Annotated in this window: 20 protein-coding genes; 5 read left to right on the forward strand and 15 right to left on the reverse strand. The window is 72.9% G+C overall.

Annotated elements, in window-relative coordinates:
- Nucleotides 1-12: 12 nt before the first annotated feature.
- Nucleotides 13-261: a hypothetical protein gene (locus QUG98_RS12990; RefSeq protein WP_289470946.1), complete on the reverse strand. Its 249-nt coding sequence runs from the start codon at nt 259-261 to the stop codon at nt 13-15.
- Between the two features lie 103 nt (nt 262-364).
- Between QUG98_RS12990 and QUG98_RS12995 the strand changes: the two genes are divergently transcribed.
- Nucleotides 365-586, forward strand: coding sequence for a hypothetical protein (locus QUG98_RS12995; RefSeq protein WP_289470947.1), 222 nt, complete (start codon nt 365-367; stop codon nt 584-586).
- Nucleotides 587-604: 18 nt separating this feature from the next.
- Here QUG98_RS12995 and QUG98_RS13000 read toward each other — a convergent pair whose 3' ends face one another.
- Complete coding sequence (locus QUG98_RS13000) at nt 605-1,978, reverse strand: L-serine ammonia-lyase (protein WP_289470948.1); 1,374 nt, start codon at nt 1,976-1,978, stop codon at nt 605-607.
- A gap of 87 nt (nt 1,979-2,065) precedes the next feature.
- On the opposite strand from QUG98_RS13000, the gene QUG98_RS13005 reads away from it, so the two are divergent.
- Nucleotides 2,066-2,884, forward strand: a complete 819-nt coding sequence (locus QUG98_RS13005) for a shikimate 5-dehydrogenase (protein ID WP_289470949.1) — start codon at nt 2,066-2,068, stop codon at nt 2,882-2,884.
- A 53-nt stretch (nt 2,885-2,937) separates the two neighbouring features.
- On the opposite strand, the gene QUG98_RS13010 is transcribed toward QUG98_RS13005, so the two are convergent.
- From QUG98_RS13010 to QUG98_RS13020, 3 genes are read right to left on the reverse strand one after another with little or no spacing between them, the layout of a single operon-like run.
- Entirely contained in the window at nt 2,938-3,381 is a 444-nt protein-coding gene (locus QUG98_RS13010) for an SRPBCC family protein (protein ID WP_289470950.1), read from the reverse strand.
- A 3-nt stretch (nt 3,382-3,384) separates the two neighbouring features.
- Complete coding sequence (locus QUG98_RS13015; RefSeq protein ID WP_289470951.1) at nt 3,385-4,830, reverse strand: phytoene desaturase family protein; 1,446 nt, start codon at nt 4,828-4,830, stop codon at nt 3,385-3,387.
- 35 nt (nt 4,831-4,865) lie between these two features.
- Nucleotides 4,866-5,552: a hypothetical protein gene (locus tag QUG98_RS13020; RefSeq protein WP_289470952.1), complete on the reverse strand. Its 687-nt coding sequence runs from the start codon at nt 5,550-5,552 to the stop codon at nt 4,866-4,868.
- A gap of 126 nt (nt 5,553-5,678) precedes the next feature.
- Between QUG98_RS13020 and QUG98_RS13025 the strand changes: the two genes are divergently transcribed.
- Nucleotides 5,679-5,954, forward strand: a complete 276-nt coding sequence (locus tag QUG98_RS13025; protein WP_289470954.1) for a hypothetical protein — start codon at nt 5,679-5,681, stop codon at nt 5,952-5,954.
- A 30-nt stretch (nt 5,955-5,984) separates the two neighbouring features.
- On the opposite strand, the gene QUG98_RS13030 is transcribed toward QUG98_RS13025, so the two are convergent.
- The 8 genes from QUG98_RS13030 to QUG98_RS13065 form a co-directional block, all read right to left on the reverse strand.
- Complete coding sequence (locus QUG98_RS13030) at nt 5,985-6,512, reverse strand: GNAT family N-acetyltransferase (RefSeq protein ID WP_289470956.1); 528 nt, start codon at nt 6,510-6,512, stop codon at nt 5,985-5,987.
- A 165-nt stretch (nt 6,513-6,677) separates the two neighbouring features.
- Entirely contained in the window at nt 6,678-7,721 is a 1,044-nt protein-coding gene (locus tag QUG98_RS13035; RefSeq protein ID WP_289470957.1) for a glycine betaine ABC transporter substrate-binding protein, read from the reverse strand.
- Nucleotides 7,718-8,497, reverse strand: coding sequence for an ABC transporter permease (locus QUG98_RS13040; RefSeq protein WP_434533444.1), 780 nt, complete (start codon nt 8,495-8,497; stop codon nt 7,718-7,720). The genes QUG98_RS13035 and QUG98_RS13040 overlap by 4 nt, the downstream gene beginning before the upstream one ends.
- A complete protein-coding gene (locus tag QUG98_RS13045) occupies nt 8,494-9,786 on the reverse strand; it encodes an ABC transporter ATP-binding protein (RefSeq protein ID WP_289470959.1) in 1,293 nt (430 codons plus the stop codon). Before QUG98_RS13045 ends, QUG98_RS13040 begins: the two co-directional genes overlap by 4 nt.
- Nucleotides 9,773-10,420, reverse strand: a complete 648-nt coding sequence (locus tag QUG98_RS13050) for an ABC transporter permease (protein WP_289470960.1) — start codon at nt 10,418-10,420, stop codon at nt 9,773-9,775. Before QUG98_RS13050 ends, QUG98_RS13045 begins: the two co-directional genes overlap by 14 nt.
- Nucleotides 10,421-10,717: 297 nt before the next feature.
- Nucleotides 10,718-11,353, reverse strand: coding sequence for a DUF6197 family protein (locus QUG98_RS13055; RefSeq protein ID WP_289470961.1), 636 nt, complete (start codon nt 11,351-11,353; stop codon nt 10,718-10,720).
- A 57-nt stretch (nt 11,354-11,410) separates the two neighbouring features.
- Complete coding sequence (locus QUG98_RS13060; protein ID WP_289470962.1) at nt 11,411-12,289, reverse strand: aminoglycoside phosphotransferase family protein; 879 nt, start codon at nt 12,287-12,289, stop codon at nt 11,411-11,413.
- Nucleotides 12,290-12,405: 116 nt separating this feature from the next.
- Complete coding sequence (locus QUG98_RS13065) at nt 12,406-13,125, reverse strand: ScbR family autoregulator-binding transcription factor (protein ID WP_289470963.1); 720 nt, start codon at nt 13,123-13,125, stop codon at nt 12,406-12,408.
- Between the two features lie 80 nt (nt 13,126-13,205).
- Between QUG98_RS13065 and QUG98_RS13070 the strand changes: the two genes are divergently transcribed.
- Nucleotides 13,206-13,637 carry a hypothetical protein gene (locus tag QUG98_RS13070; RefSeq protein ID WP_289470964.1) on the forward strand — a complete coding sequence of 144 codons (432 nt, stop codon included), beginning with the start codon at nt 13,206-13,208 and terminating at the stop codon, nt 13,635-13,637.
- Between the two features lie 27 nt (nt 13,638-13,664).
- On the opposite strand, the gene QUG98_RS13075 is transcribed toward QUG98_RS13070, so the two are convergent.
- Nucleotides 13,665-14,816, reverse strand: a complete 1,152-nt coding sequence (locus tag QUG98_RS13075; RefSeq protein ID WP_289470965.1) for a PP2C family protein-serine/threonine phosphatase — start codon at nt 14,814-14,816, stop codon at nt 13,665-13,667.
- Entirely contained in the window at nt 14,813-15,589 is a 777-nt protein-coding gene (locus tag QUG98_RS13080; protein WP_289470966.1) for a ThuA domain-containing protein, read from the reverse strand. Before QUG98_RS13080 ends, QUG98_RS13075 begins: the two co-directional genes overlap by 4 nt.
- A gap of 215 nt (nt 15,590-15,804) precedes the next feature.
- Between QUG98_RS13080 and QUG98_RS13085 the strand changes: the two genes are divergently transcribed.
- Complete coding sequence (locus QUG98_RS13085) at nt 15,805-16,257, forward strand: DUF3817 domain-containing protein (RefSeq protein WP_289470967.1); 453 nt, start codon at nt 15,805-15,807, stop codon at nt 16,255-16,257.
- Nucleotides 16,258-16,557 lie beyond the last annotated feature (300 nt).

Below are 16,557 nucleotides of genomic sequence, written 5' to 3' on the forward strand. Positions count from 1 at the left end.
ACCCCGGAGCGGTCAGTCGGCGTGGTGGGGGTCCTGCGCCGCGTCCGTGCGGGGGTCGGTGCCGGCGGCGTCGCCCGGGCGGACGGCTGCCGAGTCGGCGACGTCGATGCGGACGTCGCCGTCCTCGGCCCGGGTGACCTCGACGCGCGGGTCGGCGTCGTGTGCGTCCGACCCGGACATCCGGCGGAGGGTGTCCTGACGGCGCTCCTCGAAGGACATGTCGACGCCGTCGTCGAGGTGGTCGTGGTCCGTGTCGCTCATGTGTCCGACCGTACGCGCGGCCGACCTCGGGGCTCTCGGCGGTCGCTCCTGAGCAGCGGTCAGCGATTTGGTGCGCGAAGTGGACAGCCGCCATGGTGGAGCGATGGAGACGGAACGCACACGAGCACCACGGTGGCGACCGGTCCCCGCCGACGACGTCCCGATCCACGCGGTGGTCCGCTACCGCGACCGGGGCCGCCTCGTCGCCGGCACGGCGGTGGACGTCCTCGACACCCCGGGGCGTGCCGCGCTCATCGTCCGCGCGGACGACGGGCAGCACCACGTCGCGCCGCGCGCGGTCCCGCTGGAGATGCGGGTCGCCTGACCGCCCGGTCGAGCCGGTTCAGCAGAGCGGGACGTTGACCGCCAGGCCGCCCATCGCGGTCTCCTTGTACTTCGTGGACATGTCGGCGCCGGTCTGGCGCATCGTCTCGACGACCTGGTCGAGCGACACGTGGTGCACGCCGTCGCCGCGCAGGGCCATCCGCGCGGCGTTGATCGCCTTGTTCGCGGCGATCGCGTTCCGCTCGATGCACGGGATCTGCACGAGACCGCCGATCGGGTCGCACGTCAGCCCGAGGTTGTGCTCCATCGCGATCTCGGCGGCGTTCTCGACCTGCTCGGGGGTGCCACCGAGTACCTCCGCCAGCCCGGCGGCCGCCATCGACGCCGCGGAACCGACCTCGCCCTGGCAGCCGACCTCGGCACCGGAGATCGACGCCCGCTCCTTGTAGATCGAGCCGACGGCCCCGGCGGTGAGCAGGAAGCGGACCACGGCGTCGTCGCGGTCCTCCGGTGCGACCTCGGAGACGTACGTCAGCGCGTAGTACAGCACCGCGGGGATGATCCCGGCGGCACCGTTCGTCGGTGCGGTGACGACCCGGCCGCCCGTGGCGTTCTCCTCGTTGACCGCCATCGCGGTGAGGTTGACCCACTCCATCGCGAAGAGCGGGTCGTGGTGCGGGTCGTCGCGGGTGAGCTGCTCGTGCCAGTTCGCGGCGCGGCGACGGACCGTCAGTCCCCCGGGCAGCGTGCCGGTGCGCCGGATGCTGCGGTCGACGCTCTCGCGCATCACCTCGTGCACGTGGAGGAGTCCGGCACGGACCGCCGACTCACCCCGGGTGGCGGTCTCGTTCGCCATGGCGATGCCGCTGACGGGCAGGCCGGTCGCCGCGCAGGCGGCGAGGAGTTCGGCGCCGCTCGAGAACGGGTACGGGACGGCGTCGTCGACGGGGATCGCCGCCTCGGCCACGGTGCCCTCGGAGTCGGTCGTGATGAACCCGCCGCCGATCGAGTAGTAGGTCTCCTCGACGAGCACGGCGCCGTCGGCGGCGGTCGCGGTGAGCCGCATGGCGTTCGGGTGGCGGGGCAGCATGGTGAGCGGGTGCAGCACGATGTCGGCCTGGCGGAACGGCACGGTCGCTCCGGACGCGAGCCGCAGCACGCCGCTGCGCTCGAGCCCGTCGAGCGCCGACGTCATCGCATCGGGGTCGACGGTCTCGGGGTCGGAGCCCATGAGGCCGGCGAGCACCGCGCCGAGCGTGCCGTGCCCCTGCCCCGTGGACGCGAGGGAGCCGTACAGGTGGACGTCGAGCCCGGCGACGGGCAGGTCCGCGAGCTCGGCGGCGAAGGCCGCTCCGGCACGCATCGGCCCGACGGTGTGGGAACTCGACGGGCCGATCCCGACGCTGAACAGATCGAAGACGGAGACCGGCACCCCGCCACACTAACCCGTCCGGACGGCGCGGCCCTGCGGAGCGGGTTGTGGACCGCTCCATCGGCACGGGCGTGCGAGACTCGTGCCATGCCCATCCTCAACAAGGACATGCAGGTCTGCATCTCGCTCGCGGCCCGCCCGAGCAACATCGGCACCCGGTTCCACAACTTCCTGTACGACGAGCTCGGGCTGAACTTCGCGTACAAGGCGTTCACGACGACCGACCTGCTCGGCGCGGTCGCCGGCATCCGGGCACTCGGCATCCGGGGCTGCTCGGTGTCGATGCCGTTCAAGGAGGCGATCATCCCCCTCGTCGACGTCGTCGAGGAGTCCGCGGCCGCCATCCAGTCGATCAACACCGTGGTGAACGACGAGGGCGTGCTCACCGCGTCGAACACCGACTACGAGGCCGTCGCCTCCCTGCTCCGCAGGCACGAGGTCGACCCGTCCGCCCGCGTGGTCCTCCGCGGCTCCGGCGGCATGGCCAAGGCGGTCACGGCGGCCTTCCGCGGCGCGGGCTTCGAGCAGCTCACCGTCGTCGCGCGCAACGCCGAGAGCGGGCCCGCCCTCGCCGAGCAGTACGGCTTCGACTGGGTCGAGACCGAGCAGGCAGCACCCGATGCCGACGTCCTGGTCAACGTCACCCCGCTCGGCATGCGCGGTGCGGACGAGGACGCACTCGCCTTCACGCAGGACCGGATCGACGCCGCGTCGACCGTCTTCGACGTGGTCGCGTTCCCCTCGGAGACCCCGCTAGTCCGAGCCGGTCGCGCCGCCGGGAAGCGCGTGGTCACGGGTGCCGAGGTCATCGCGCTGCAGGCAGCGCGGCAGTTCGAGCGGTACACGGGCGTCGCTCTGACGGACGACCAGGTCCGACGGGCGAGCGAGTTCAGCCGCGCGGAGTGACCGGATGACGGTCTGGAGGCTCGTGGCGGCGCCGCCACGAGCCTCCAGACCGTCTAGTGGACGCCCGCGCGCCCCTCGGAGACCCAGCGGAGCCGCCGGATGCTCTCGTTGTTGCGGATCCAGATGCCGGGCTGCGCGATGACCCCCGGGACGAACGAACCCGGTCCTCGCACAGGGTTCTCGCGCAGGGTGACCCGGCTCCCGCGCGGGTGCGGTTCCACCTCGACCTCGACGCGGGCCTCGCCGACCGGCCAGCCCTTCGCCTGGATCACCAGGCGGCGGGGCTCGTCGACCTCGAGCACGGTCGTCGTGTCGTTGATCAGGAACGGCCAGATGCCGAACGAGTGGTGCAGCTCCGCGCCGACCGCGGGCCACGTCGGGTCCTGGCCGCGCATGCGCGAGGCGCCGACGACCCAGGTCGGGTAGAGCCAGCCGTCGCGGAGCACGTCGAAGACGGCCTCCGGGCTGCAGTGCACGATGCGGACGTTCTTCGCCATGGTTCAGTCCTCCGGTGCGAGATCGACGTGCTCGGACAGGCCGAACGTGTGGCGCAGCGCACTTCGGGCCGCGTGCCAGCCCGCCATGCCGTGCACACCCGGGCCGGGCGCGGACGCCTCCGAGCACAGGTACATGCCGCCGCCCATCCGCCACGGGTCCGACGACAGGACGGGTCGCTTGACGAGCTGCCAGAAGCTCGCGGCCCCGGCGGCGATGTCACCACCGACGTAGTTCGGGTTGTACTCGCCCATCTGCACGGCCGTGCGGCTGCTCGACTGCAGGATCGTGTCGCGGAACCCGGGCGCGAAGCGCTCGATCTGCCGCAGGACCGCGTCGGTCGGGTCGACGTCGGAGCCGGCCGGTACGTGCGCGTACGCCCAGAAGACGTGCTTGCCGCGTGGCGCACGGCTCGGGTCGACCACGGTCGGCTCCGAGCCGAGCACGTACGGTCGTTCCGCGTGCCGCCCCTGTGCGACGGCACGCTCGGCCTCGGCGATCTCCGCGCGGGTGCCGCCGATGTGGACCGTGCCGGCCTTCCGCAGCCCGGTGTTCGTCCACGGCACCGGGTCGGACAGCGCGAAGTCGACCTTGGCCGCCGCGTTGCCGAACCGGAAGCGGCGCAGTGCCCCGCGCTTCGGGGTGGGGATCTGCTTCCCGGCGATGTGGAGCATGCCCGGGACGCTCGTGTCGAAGAGGACCGCCTTCGCCGGGGTGAGGTCGGCGAGGGAGCGGACCTCGCGACCCGTCTCGATCGTGCCGCCGTGCGCGACGAGGTCGGCGGCGAGCGCGTCCACGATCGCCTGGCTGCCCCCGATGGGCACCGGCCACCCGCGGGCGTGCGCGTACGACCCGAGGGACAGTGCGGCCGCGGCGGTCGACAGGGACGGCATGTGCTGGATCGAGTGCGCGGCGACGCCCGACACCATCGCCGGTGCGACCTCGTCGCGGAACCGGGCGTTCCAGGCGGCGCTGCCCTGTTCGAGGGCGCGCAGGCCGAACCGCAGGACCGTCAGCGGGTGGCGCGGGACGTGCAGCAGCGCATCGGTGGCGAAGTCGGCGACCCGGTCGGCGTTGCCGGACAGGGGCGCCATCAGGTTCCGGAACGCCCGGCCGTCGATCCCGAGGCCCTCCGCGGTGCGCTCGAGGTCCCGGTAGGCGATGCCGGCGCGGCCGCGGTCGAGGGGGTGGCCGTACTGCACCTCGGGCAGCCGGAGCTCGATGCGATCCTCCATGCGGAAGAGCCGGAAGAACTCGGACTGCAGCGCCATCGGGTGCACGGCGGAGCAGACGTCGTGGTGGAACCCGGGCAGCGTCAGCTGTGCCGTGCGGGCGCCGCCGCCGATCGTGTCGTTCCGCTCGACGACCTCGACCGACAGGCCGGCCCGCGCGAGCGTCACCGCCGCCGCGAGTCCGTTCGGTCCGGCACCGACGATCACCGCATCAACCATGGGTCGAGCCTAGGGACCGGTGCCCCCGCGGGCGGTCAGGGGCGTGCGCTGTCCGCGTCCGCCGGGTCCGTACCGTCCTCGGGGCCGTCGCCCTCGTCCGGTTCGTCCGCGTCGGCCGGTGTCGCGACCGGTGCCTCGGCGCCCGCGGGGTGCTCCGCGAGCAGCGCCGCGAAGTCCTCGTCGAGCATCTGCTGCAGCCGTTCGTCCCGCCCGATCTCGTAGTCCTCGGTCGGACGCTGCGCCCATCCGAGCCGTCCGACGACGGTCGTGCCGATGTCGTCCCATGCCCGGGCCCGGGCCTGCAGCACGATGCCGTCGACGAACCCCTGGTCGTCGCGACGCCGATCGAGCATCGTGGCGAGCTGCTCGTAGGTGGCCTCACGGGTCCGGAGCTTCAGGTCGTCGCCCCGCTTGTAGTCGTGCTGGTGCTGCGAGCGCCCTCGCTTGTTGCTCGACGTGGACCGGATCTCGCGCATGCGGGCGGCGTCACCGCGTTGCTCCTCGGCCATGCGGTGGAGCTCGTCGCGGGTGGCCTCGGCGATCACGGCGTGGTCGAAGTACCCCTGGTCGCGCAGGGCGTTCGTGATGATCCGGTTCGCCACGGCGACGGTGACCGCGGCCTTGGCGATGAGGAAGCCCTCGTCCACCGCTCGCTTCAGCTCCACCTGGCTGACGGGTCGGTCGCGAACGTCGTTCCTGGTGCGTCGTCCGAACAGGGCCATGCTCCGACGATACCGGCGGCTGGCCGTCCGTCCGCAGCGTCGGTCCACAGCGTCCGTCTGCAGGAGGACCCGCGATCACACCGCCGAGGGACGTGCCGGAGCGACCCGCCCCGTAGCGTCGTCGGCATGACCACGATGCAGCACACCCCTCGGACCGGCCTCGGCACCGCGAGCCTCGTGCTCGGGATCTGCTCGCTGCTCGCCGGGTGGACCTTCTTCGCCCCCGTCGTCGGCGTCTGCCTCGGCATCGCCTCCCGCGGTCGCGAGCCGATGGCGCGCGGCCGGGCAGGGTGGGGCATCCTGCTCAACCTCGTCGCGCTGGCGGTGTGGATCCTGGTCGGCCTGCTGCTCGTGCTCGGCGGGACCGTCGCGGTGTGGACCGGTGTCCAGCAGGGTCGCTGACCGTCGACGACCGACAGCGGCTGACGACCGTCAGGTGACGAGTCCGTAGACCGCCACGTCGACCCGTCGGGGTCCGAGCGGCAGGGCACTGCGGAGCGTCCCCTCGTGCACGAACCCGAGGCGTTCGGCCAGCGCCCGACTCCGGACGTTGTCCGCCCCCGTCCTGACCTCGACCCGGGCGCTCCCCCGCTCGCGGGCGACGTCGACCAGCGCGGCGGCGGCGCGTCGGACGATCCCGCGCCCCTCGTACCGCTCGTCGATCCAGTAGCCGAGCGACGCCTGGCCCAGGTAGGTGTCGAGCGCGAGCGACGCTGCCCCGACGATGCGCCCGTCCACACGGATGACGCACGGCACGGCCCGGTCCATCGCGTACTGCCCGAGGAGCTGCTCGGTGTGCAGCACGAGCGAGTCCCGCGAGACCGACGCCCACGCCCACGGCTCCGCGGCCCGGAGCCGCCCGAGGTTGGCCTGGATGAGATCGTGGACGGCGTCGACCGTGCTCAGGTCGCGCAGCGTCAGCGTGCACCCGTCACCGAGGTCCCGTCCCGAAGCCGCCACGTGTCCGAGACTATGCACGGCGGCCCGGGACGTCCGGAGTCGGCACGACGCGACCCGCGACGAGCGGGCGCGGACCCGACGCGACCCCGACGCGACCCGACGGACGACGGGAGGCGCGGCGCCCACCGGCACCGCGCCTCCCGTCCGTCCGGTCAGGCGACCCCGTCAGGGCGCCGTGATGAACCCCTTGTCCACCATCCAGTCGAACGCGACGTCCGCCGGCTCGCGCCCCTCGACATCCACCTGCCGGTTCAGCTCCTGCAGCGCCTCGTCGGTGAGCTCCGGCGAGATCTGGTCGTACACGTCACGGAGCTGCGGGTACTCCTCGAGCGTCTCCGAGTCGATCACCGGCGCGACGTTGTACGCCGGGAAGAACCCACGGTCGTCCTCGAGCACCGTCAGCCCGAGCGACTTGATGCGGCCGTCGGTCGTGAAGACCTCACCGAAGTTGCACTTGCCCCGGTCGGTGGCCGTGTAGACGGTGCCCGTGTCGAGGATGCTGACGTTCGAGGTCGGCACGCCGTTCTCGCCCGACCCGCCGAGCTCCAGGCCGTACTTCTCGAGCATCGGCTTGAAGCCGTCCGCTCGCGAGTTGAACTCCGACTCGACGCAGAACGTGCGCTGGTCGACGGGCAGCTTCGTGATGTCCGACAGCGTCTGCACGTCGTCGAGCTCGGGCACGGCCTCGTCGCGCACGGCGAACGCGTAGGTGTTGTTCATCGGCGCGGGCTCGAGCCAGGTCAGCCCGTTGCCCGCGTCCTCGTCCTTGACCGCCTGCCACTGCTCGGTCTTGTCCGGGATCCCCTGCTCGTGCGCCATGAAGGTCAGCCAGGCGGTGCCCGTGTACTCGTACGTGAAGTCCGCGCTGTGCGAGGTCATCAGCTCGCGGACCGCGACCGACCCCGGCACGTTCGTCTCGTCGGTGACGTCGAACCCGGCCGCCTTCGCGGCGAGGACGGCGATCTTGCCGAGGACGAGTTGCTCGGTGAAGTTCTTCGACGTCACCGTGAGCTTCGCGTCGTCCGGCAGGTCGTCGATGCGCTGGATCGACCCCGGCGCGGCCCCCGGCACGAAGGACGCGGCCGGCTGCAGGCCGCAGCCGGTCAGCACGAGGGCACTCGCCCCCGCCACGGCGGCTGCGGTCACCCAGCGGCGACCGGCGGACGGACGGGAGGCGCGGCGTGCGTCCGGCGCTTCGGCGGTGGTCATCGGAGTCCCTTCGGTCGTGCGACCGTCTCGACGACGCGGCCGATCCAGTCGATGGTCAGGGCGAGGAGCGCCACCAGGAGCGCCCCGGAGACGAGCACCTTCGGCAGGAACAGGTTCACGCCCGTGGTGATGAGGAGCCCGAGGCCGCCCGCACCGACGAAGGTCGCCAGGCTCGCGGTGCCGACGAGCAGCACCAGGGCCGTCCGGATGCCGGAGAGCATCACCGGGACCGCCAGCGGCAGTTCGACCTTGAGCAGCACGCTGAGGGCGCTCATGCCCATGCCCCGTCCGGCCTCGACGAGCCGGTCGTCGACGCTCTGCACCCCGAGCATGGTGTTCCGGAGCACCGGCAGGATCGCGTAGAGCACGAGGGCGACGACCGCCGACCAGCTGTTCAGGCCGAGCCAGGCCGCGAGCAGCACGATGAGGCCGACCGCGGGGGCCGCCTGTCCGAAGTTCGCGACGGCGATGACGGTGGTGCTCGCCCGACGGAAGGGCCCGCGGGTGAGCAGGACCCCGAGCGGGATGCCGATCACGAGCACGAGCACGGTGGCCTGGAGCGTCAGGACGAGGTGCTGCCCGGTGAGCTCGAGGATCCCCGACGGGTTCAGGGTCGAGCGCTCGGTCGCGCTGAGGTCCGCGGTGTTCAGCCAGATGACCCAGGCGGCGAGGACCACCAGGATCGCGATCGGCTGGACGAGCAGCCCCTTCCAGGGGCTGCGCTGCGCGGCGCCCGGGCCGGCCGCGGCGGGGGCGTCCGTCGCGACGGCGGTCACAGGTCCTCCCCGGAGGTGGCGAGGGTCGGCGAGGTGGGTGCGGGCGGGAGGGTCTCGATCGGGTTCGTGTTCGTGCCGACCGGCGTGTAGGCCTGCTCGTCGGCGGCGGCCGCGCGGGAGCGGGTGATCGCCTCCATGACGGTCTCGACGGTGATCACGCCCCGGAAGGCGTCGCGGCGCCCGGTGACGAGCGCGGCACCGGCGCTCGAGACGAGCATGGTGTCGAGCGCGTCGTTGAGCGTCGCGGCCTCGCCGACGACGGGCAGGGCGGGGTCGATGCCCTCGGGGATGCGGTCCAGGCGCTCGAGCTGCCGGCGCGACGGCCACCCGATCGGACGCTGGCGGCGGTCGACGACGACGGCGTGCCCGTGCCGTCCGGCCTCGTCCACGCGCTGCAGCACGGCCTTCGCGTCCTCGCCGGGCGAGCACGTCACGGCGGACACCACGTCGACGTCGCGCACACGGTTCAGGGTCAGCTGCTTGAGCCCGGCACCGGAGCCGATGAAGTTCTCCACGAACTCGTTCGCCGGCTCAGCCAGGATCCGCTCGGGGGTGTCGTACTGCACGATGTGGGCGCCCTCGGTGAAGATGACGATCCAGTCGCCGAGCTTCACGGCCTCGTCGAAGTCGTGCGTGACGATCACGATGGTCTTGTGCAGTTCCTCCTGGATGCGGAGGAGCTCGTCCTGCAGACGCTGCCGTGTGATCGGGTCGACGGCGCCGAAGGGCTCGTCCATGAGCAGGACGGGCGGGTCGGCGGCGAGGGCGCGGGCCACGCCGACGCGCTGCTGCTGCCCACCGGAGAGCTCGCGCGGGAAGCGGTCGCGGTAGGTGTCGGGGTCGAGCGAGACCAGGTCGAGGAGCTCGTCGACGCGGGCGGCGATCTTCTCCTTCGACCAGCCGAGCATCTTCGGCACGATCGCGATGTTCGCGGCGACCGTCATGTGCGGGAAGAGCCCGCCGGCCTGGATGACGTAGCCCATGCGGCGGCGGAGCTCGTCGCCGTCGATGCTGGTGACGTCCTCGTCACCGACGACGATGCGTCCCTCGGTGGGCTCGATGAGTCGGTTGATCATCTTGAGCGTGGTGGTCTTGCCGCAGCCGGAGGGGCCGACGAGCATGACGACCTTGCCGGCCGGGATCTCGAGCGTGATGCCGTCGACGGCGGGCTTCTGCTGCCCCGGGTACCGCTTGGTGACCTCGTCGAGCAGGATGCTGCGCCCGGTGACGTCGCCCTCGGGCGCGGTGCCGGAAGCGTGGTCGGTGGTGGCGTGGTCAGTGCTGGACACGGATACCTCTCGGGGTGGTCAGGCGGCCGAGGCCGATGAGGAGCAGGTCGAGGACGAAGGCGAGCAGGACGACCCCGACGACCCCGACGACGACGGAGTTCAGGGCGTTGGCGCCGCCGAGCCGGGAGAGCCCGGAGAAGATGAAGCCGCCGAGACCGGGGCCGAGTGCGTAGGCGGCGATCGCGGCGATGCCCATCACCATCTGCGCGGAGACGCGGACGCCGCTGAGGATGATCGGCCACGCCATCGGCAGCTCGACCTGGAGCAGGGTGCGCAGCCGGCTCATGCCGATCCCCCGCGCCGACTCGACGACGGTCGGCGGGATCTCGGCGAGGCCGACGACGGCGTTCCGCAGGATCGGCAGCGTCGCGAAGAAGACGACCGTCACGACGGACGGCACGACGCCGAACCCGAGCGGCACGATGAGCAGGCCGATCACGGCGAACGACGGCAGGGTCAGCCCGACGGCGGACACCCCGTTCGCGATCGAGGTCAGCTGCGGACTGCGGTAGACGAGTGCTGCGAGCACCACGGCGATGAGCGTGGCGAGCACGGTGCACTGGACCACCAGTGAGAAGTGCTGCCACGACGAGAACCAGATCTGGTCCCATCGCTCCACGACGTACTGGAACACGGTTGGGCGCCCCTCCCTGGTCGGCCGAACGCCCCACCGAACGGGGCACGAACTCGACCGACCGTACGCAGGGGTCGGGGTGTTTGACCAACGGCAAACGTCAGATCCGTGCAGATCCTGCAAGTTCACCCAGGAAGAAAGCCCCGGTCAAAGGGCGATGTCGACCCTCCACCTGGGAGAACGGTAACGATGTCGAGCAGTGGTCGGCTACTCCGGCATCCTGCGGCGGAACGTCGACGGCCCGTCGTACGGGGTACGACGGGCCGTCGACGGGTCAGGGAACGCCGCGATCGCCCCTCACCCGGACACCGGCACACGCCGTGCGGCGACGCGCTCGGCCTCGTGCACGGCGACCCGTTCCGCGGTGAGGAGCAGCGACGCCACCTCGGCCGAGGTGCGCCCGGGGCGGTCGTTCCAGGTGGTCAGGTCACGGACCCGGGCCATCCGCACGTCCGGCGCCGGGCACCAGAGGACCGGACGGCCCTCGTCAGCGGCCAGTGCGTGCCAGACGAGGTCGAGCGCACGCTGGACCTGCTGCGAGTGCACGACCTGCGGGCCACCCGCCGCCGAGACGACCGCGCCGACCAGGCAGGCGGCGACGAGCGGTCGGCCCTGTGCGGCGAGCGCCGCCGCACTCGACGCCTTGCGCAGGCGTCCGTGCTCGTCGAGGTAGGCGAACCACGAGTGCTGGATCCACCCGCGCTCGACCACCCCGCGCGCGCCGGTGAGCAGCCGCTGCAGGTCGTCGAGTTCGTGCAGGTGGGCCACCAGGCGTCGGTCGCGAGCGAGCGCGCGGCGGACGGCCAGGCGGTCGAGCAGACCGCGCAACCCGGTGCGGCGGGGGGTGTCGGACGGGACGGTGCCCGGTCGGGTGGACGGGGTGGGAGAGGCGTCGGTGTCGACGTCGTGCGGGACGCGGAACTCGAGGGTCATCAGGCCCCTCCGATCTCCAGTGCACGGACAGGTGAGGGAACGGTAACCCCTGCGGGCTCAGCCGTCCAGCACCGCGTCGACCGCGCGGGCCGCGACCGTCCGGAAGGCGTCGTCGTCCGTCACGGCGAGCGCCGACGCGATCGACACCGCCCATCCGCGGGCGCGGGTCCAGGTCGCCTCGTCCGCGTCGACGCGCGCGCCGAAGGCCCGTCCGCCCGCGGCGTCGAACGTCAGCCAGCGGGTGGCGAGGTCGACCGCCGGGTCCCCCGCGGTCAGGTCGCCGAAGTCCACCACCGCCGACAGCCGTCGGTCGCCGAGGGGCGCTGGCTCCACGAGCAGGTTGAACGGGTGCAGGTCGCCGTGCACCCAGACGGGAGGCCCGGTGTGCGTCGGCGCCCCGGCCGCGGTCCGCCAGAGCGTTGCCAGCTCCGCGGCCCGGGGCACGTCGTCCGTCGCCAGTCGCGTCAGGACGGCGTCGCTCCGCGTCGCGAGCGGGACGGCGCGGACCGGGTTCACCGGAGCATCCGGCGGGGCGGGCACGTGCAGGCGGGTCACCACGGCGGCGAGGTCGTGTGCCACCCGGACGCCCTGGGCGTGCTCCCCCGCCGTGCGACCGGGGAACCAGGGCACGACGCTCCACGCCCACGGGTACCCGAGCGCCGGGCGGCCGGTGCGGACGGGCTCGGGGACCGGCACGACGTCGCCCACCAGCGCGGCGATCGTCGGAAGCCAGCGCTGCTCGTGCTCGACCAGGGTGGCGGCGGCGGCGCGGCGGGGCAGCCGCACGGCCAGGGAGTCGCCGGCCCGGACCACGACGTTGTCCCACCCGCTCGCGACGATGCGCAGCGGCAGGTCGGCGAGATCCGGGTGCTGGACGCGGAGCAGTGCGGCGACGAGGTCGACGTCGACGTCGAACTCGGCGGCCGGGGTGCCCATCACGCAAGGGTAGGGCGGCGGCGCGATCCCCGCGAACGTGGGGCTGCTGCGGAAACGTACTCCTTGGTATCCTCCAAGAGAAGCGACGTGGGTGTCCCTGGGGGGACCCGCGTCGCTCAGGCTCGTCCGGGGGTGCTGGCTCGTCCGGGGGTGCTGGCTCCTCCGGGGGCGCTGACGTCTCCGGGGCGCTCCGGCTCGATGATCGCCACGAGCCGTGGGACGTCCGCCCGGGTCCGTTCGGTGGCGATCGCCGACAGCAGCACCGTCCAGAGCTCGCGGAGCCGCTCGAACAGGTCGGCGCGGTCGTGCAGCACGTCCGAGAACATCTGGACGCCCGCCACCGCCGGACTCACCACGTGGCCGATCATCCGAGGGTCCCACGACGGGTCGACCTCGCCCGCGTCGATCGCCCGCCGGACCACGTCGGCGGTGTGCTCGACCCAGTGCTCGTACGGCCGGTCCCGCGGGATCACCCTGGTGTTCGGGTCGGTGGCGAGCCGGAGCCCGGCGCGGACCACGACCTCCCGCGTCATCTGCGTCGCCACCCCCTGCGACATCCACATCAGCGACTCGAGCGGCGAGGTCGACCGCGCGGCCGCCACCTCGGCGTAGTGCCGCGAGATCTCGTCCTGCCGGGCGATCACCGCACCCGCGATGTCGACCTTCGACCGGAAGTGGAAGTACAGCGCACCCTTCGTCATGCCGGCCCGGTCGGCGACGCCGTCCATCGACGCCCCCACGAAGCCGCGCTCGTCGAACTCGGCCGCCGCCGCCTCGATGAGGGCCGCGCGGGTCGCCACCGCCCGCTCCTGCCTGATCCGGCCGTCCTGCGCCATGCCGTCGATGGTAGCCAGGAGGCACTGCTCGAAGGGGGCCCTCAGGGGACCCCCCGGAGGGCTGCCGTACGGTGACCGGCATGGAAGGACGGCTGGAGCCCGGACGCTGGGCACGGGTGGGACGGTGGCTGCTGCTGCCGATCGCCGTGCTCGACTGGGTCGCCCTCGCACCGCAGCCCGTCGTCGTCATCGCCTTCCTGATCGCCGTGATCGGCATGATCGGCATGGTCGGCGCGCTCGTCGTCCGGATGCTCCACCGGTCCCGCGGCGCGATGGCCGGGCTCGGGGTGGTGCTGCTCCTCGCCGGGCTCGTCGTGCTCGGGCTCGACCCGTTCCCGGGCACGGTGCCGTTCCTCGACCCGTGGTGGCCGGACGCGATCACGCAGCCCCAGGTCGTCGGCAGCGCCTACTGGAAGACCGCGGGCCTCGGCATCGAGCTCGCCGGCGTCGCGCTCCTGGCCACGCTGCTCGTCGCCACCGCGACCGGACGCCCGGCCCCGCGGGACCGCTGACCACCCGCTCCCGGCCACTCCGCGCGGTCAGGTGCGCGTGAGCACCACGACGGCGACGTCCGCGGCGCTGCCGCCGGCCGGGACGAGCGACCGGATGTGCGCGACGAGGTCCTCGGGGTGCGCCGCTGCCAGGGCGGCGAGTGCCTGCACGTCACCGATCCCGTCGAGGGCCAGCGTGCCGTCGGTGACGAGCACCAGCCGGTCCCCCGGCGCGAGGTCGAGTGTCCCGACGGTCCGCGGGACGGTCACGGGCTGCAGGCCGATCGGCAGGTCCGACGACCACAGGGTGGTCGTGGTCGCGTCGGCACGGACGAGCAGCGCCGGACCGTGTCCGGCGTCGACCCACTCCGCGTGACCCGTCGTCGGGTCGAGGCGCACGTGCAGGACGGACCCGACGGCAGCGCCGGCCGACAGGTCGGGGGCGAGTTGCGCCTCCAGGCCGGCGAGGGCCTCACGGAGCGGCAGGTCGCTGCGTGCGACGACCGCGGCCCGCACCGAGGCGGCGAGGAGCGCCGAGGCCCGACCTGCCGCGGCGACCGTGCCGACGGTGGCCTGGACCGTCCCGTCGGCGTCGACGCGCCAGTCGACCAGGTCGCCGCCGTGTTCGTCCGGCTCGATGAACCCGTCCACCGCGGCACCCGGCACCGTGACGGGCTCGGGTACCAGCCCGGTGAGCACCCGGCGCACCCGGCCCTGCTCGATCGAGTGCCCGAGCTCACGTTCCGCCCAGCGCGCGAGGTCCCCGAGGAGCGCGAGGTCCTCGTCGGAGAACACCCGCGGTTCGGCATCCATGACGCACAGCGTCCCCACACGGGTGCCGTCCGGCATCGTCAGCGGCGCTCCCGCGTAGAACCGGACCCCGTACTCGGTCACGGCCGGGGTGTCGGCGAACCGGACGTCGAGGAGCGTGTCCGGGACCACCATGGGTCCGGGCGTCAGCACGGTCGTCGCGCAGAACTGCCCGGTGGCCGGCACGCTCGTGCCCTGCTGGAACCCGTACGTCGACTGCGTGGTGACGAGGTCGGCGTGCACGAGGTTCAGGAAGGTCAGCGGGACGCCGAACGCCTCGTGGGTCATGCGCGTGATGCGGTCGAAGCGCTCCTCCGGGCCGGAACCCAGGACGGCGAGCGCCTCGATCACCGCGGTGCGCCGGGCCGCACCGTCGAGCTGGTCGGTCATCCCTCCTGTGTACCCGCACCGGCGTCGAGGAACCAGTCCCGCGGGTGGGGGTCGGCGGTCAGCGCGCGCCGCTCGGACGTCGGCGCCGCCCAGGACGCCGCGTTCGCGAGCACCCGCTGGACGTCGGGGTGGTGGTAGACGGGGTACTCCTGGTCGCCCGGCGAGAAGTAGAAGACCCGGCCGAGGCCGCGGCGGTAGGCGACACCGGAGCGGAAGACCTCACCGCCGGCGAAGGTCGACAGGAAGACCTCCTCGTCGGGGCGGGGGATGTCGAAGTACTCGCCGTACATCTCCTGGCGGTCGATGACGATCGGGTGTGGGACGCCGGCGGCGATCGGGTGCTCGGGTGCGATCGTCCAGACGAGCTCGCGCTCCCCGTCGTTGCGCCACTTCAGCGAGCACGTGGTGCCCATCAGCCGGGTGAACGGCTTCGAGTAGTGCCCGGAGTGCAGCACGACCAGGCCCATCCCGGCGTGCACGGCCTCGACGACGCGGGTGACGACCTCGTCGGAGACGTCCTGGTGGGCGACGTGGCCCCACCAGAACAGGACGTCGGTCTGCGCGAGCCGCTCGGCGGTCAGGCCGTGCTCCGGTTGCTGCAGCGTTGCGGTGCTGACCGATGCCTCCGGGTGGTGCTCCCGGAGTGCGGCGGCGATCACGGTGTGCATGCCGTCGGGGTAGTGCCCGAGCACGGTCGCGTCACCGCGGCTCTCGTGCACGTTCTCGTTCCAGACGACGATGTTCAGGGGACGGCTCTCGGTCGGCGCTGACATGCCCCCGACGCTACCCGCTCCCGGGGTCGAATCGATACGACCGCCGGTGTGTCGGGCCGCGGCGGGGCGAGGTGCGGCGGCGCGGCCGTGGTGGGGGCTGTGGCGCGGCCGCGGTGGGGCTGTGGCTGGCTGCCGGGGCCGTGGCTGGCGGCTGTCGGGGCTGTGGCGGGCGGCTGTCGGGGTTCTTCCCGGACGGGTGCGCGACCATGTGGGCCATGACCCCTCGCTCCCTGTTCCGCGCCGCTGCGGTGGCCGAACTCGTGACCTGGACGCTCCTGATCGCCGGCATGGTGCTGAAGTACGGGTTGGACGCCGGCGACTGGGGCGTACGGATCGGCGGGAGCGTCCACGGGTTCGTGTTCCTGGCGTACCTCGTGGTGACGACCGTCGTCGCGGTGAACCAGCGCTGGTCGGTCGGGGCGCTCGTGCTCGGCTGGGTCAGTGCCGTCGTGCCGTACGCCACCGTGCCGTTCGAGGTCGCGGTCGCCCGGCGCGGCATGCTCGAGGGCCCGTGGCGCCGGTCGCCCGACGACCGGTCGGGGTTCTGGGACCGCCTGCTCTTCTTCGTGGTGCGGCGCCCCGCGGTGTCGGCCGGCATCGGTGTCGTCGCCGTCGCGCTGGTGTTCTCGGCCCTGCTGGTCATCGGTCCCCCGGTGCCGAAGGGCTGACGCAGCGGCGCTGCGGCTGCTCGCTGCCTCGTGACGTGCCGGTGCGCCGGGTCGAGTCGCCTGGTCGCACGACGTGCCGCCCGCGGTCGTCCTGGTCGCATGACATGCCGCCCGCGGTCGTCCTGGTCGCAAGACGCGCCGCTCACCTTCCACCGCGACGGCATGTCGTGCGACCAGAACGGGCCGGGCGAACCGGGCGAACCGGGCGGACCGGGCGGACCGGGCGGACGGGGCGACGACGGACGGGAGGCGCGGGGGCCGCCCGCCCCCCCCCCCCCCCCCCCCCCGGGGGGCGGGCCA

Origin of the sequence: Curtobacterium subtropicum (assembly GCF_030362975.1) — a bacterium.
GTDB lineage: Bacteria > Actinomycetota > Actinomycetes > Actinomycetales > Microbacteriaceae > Curtobacterium > Curtobacterium subtropicum.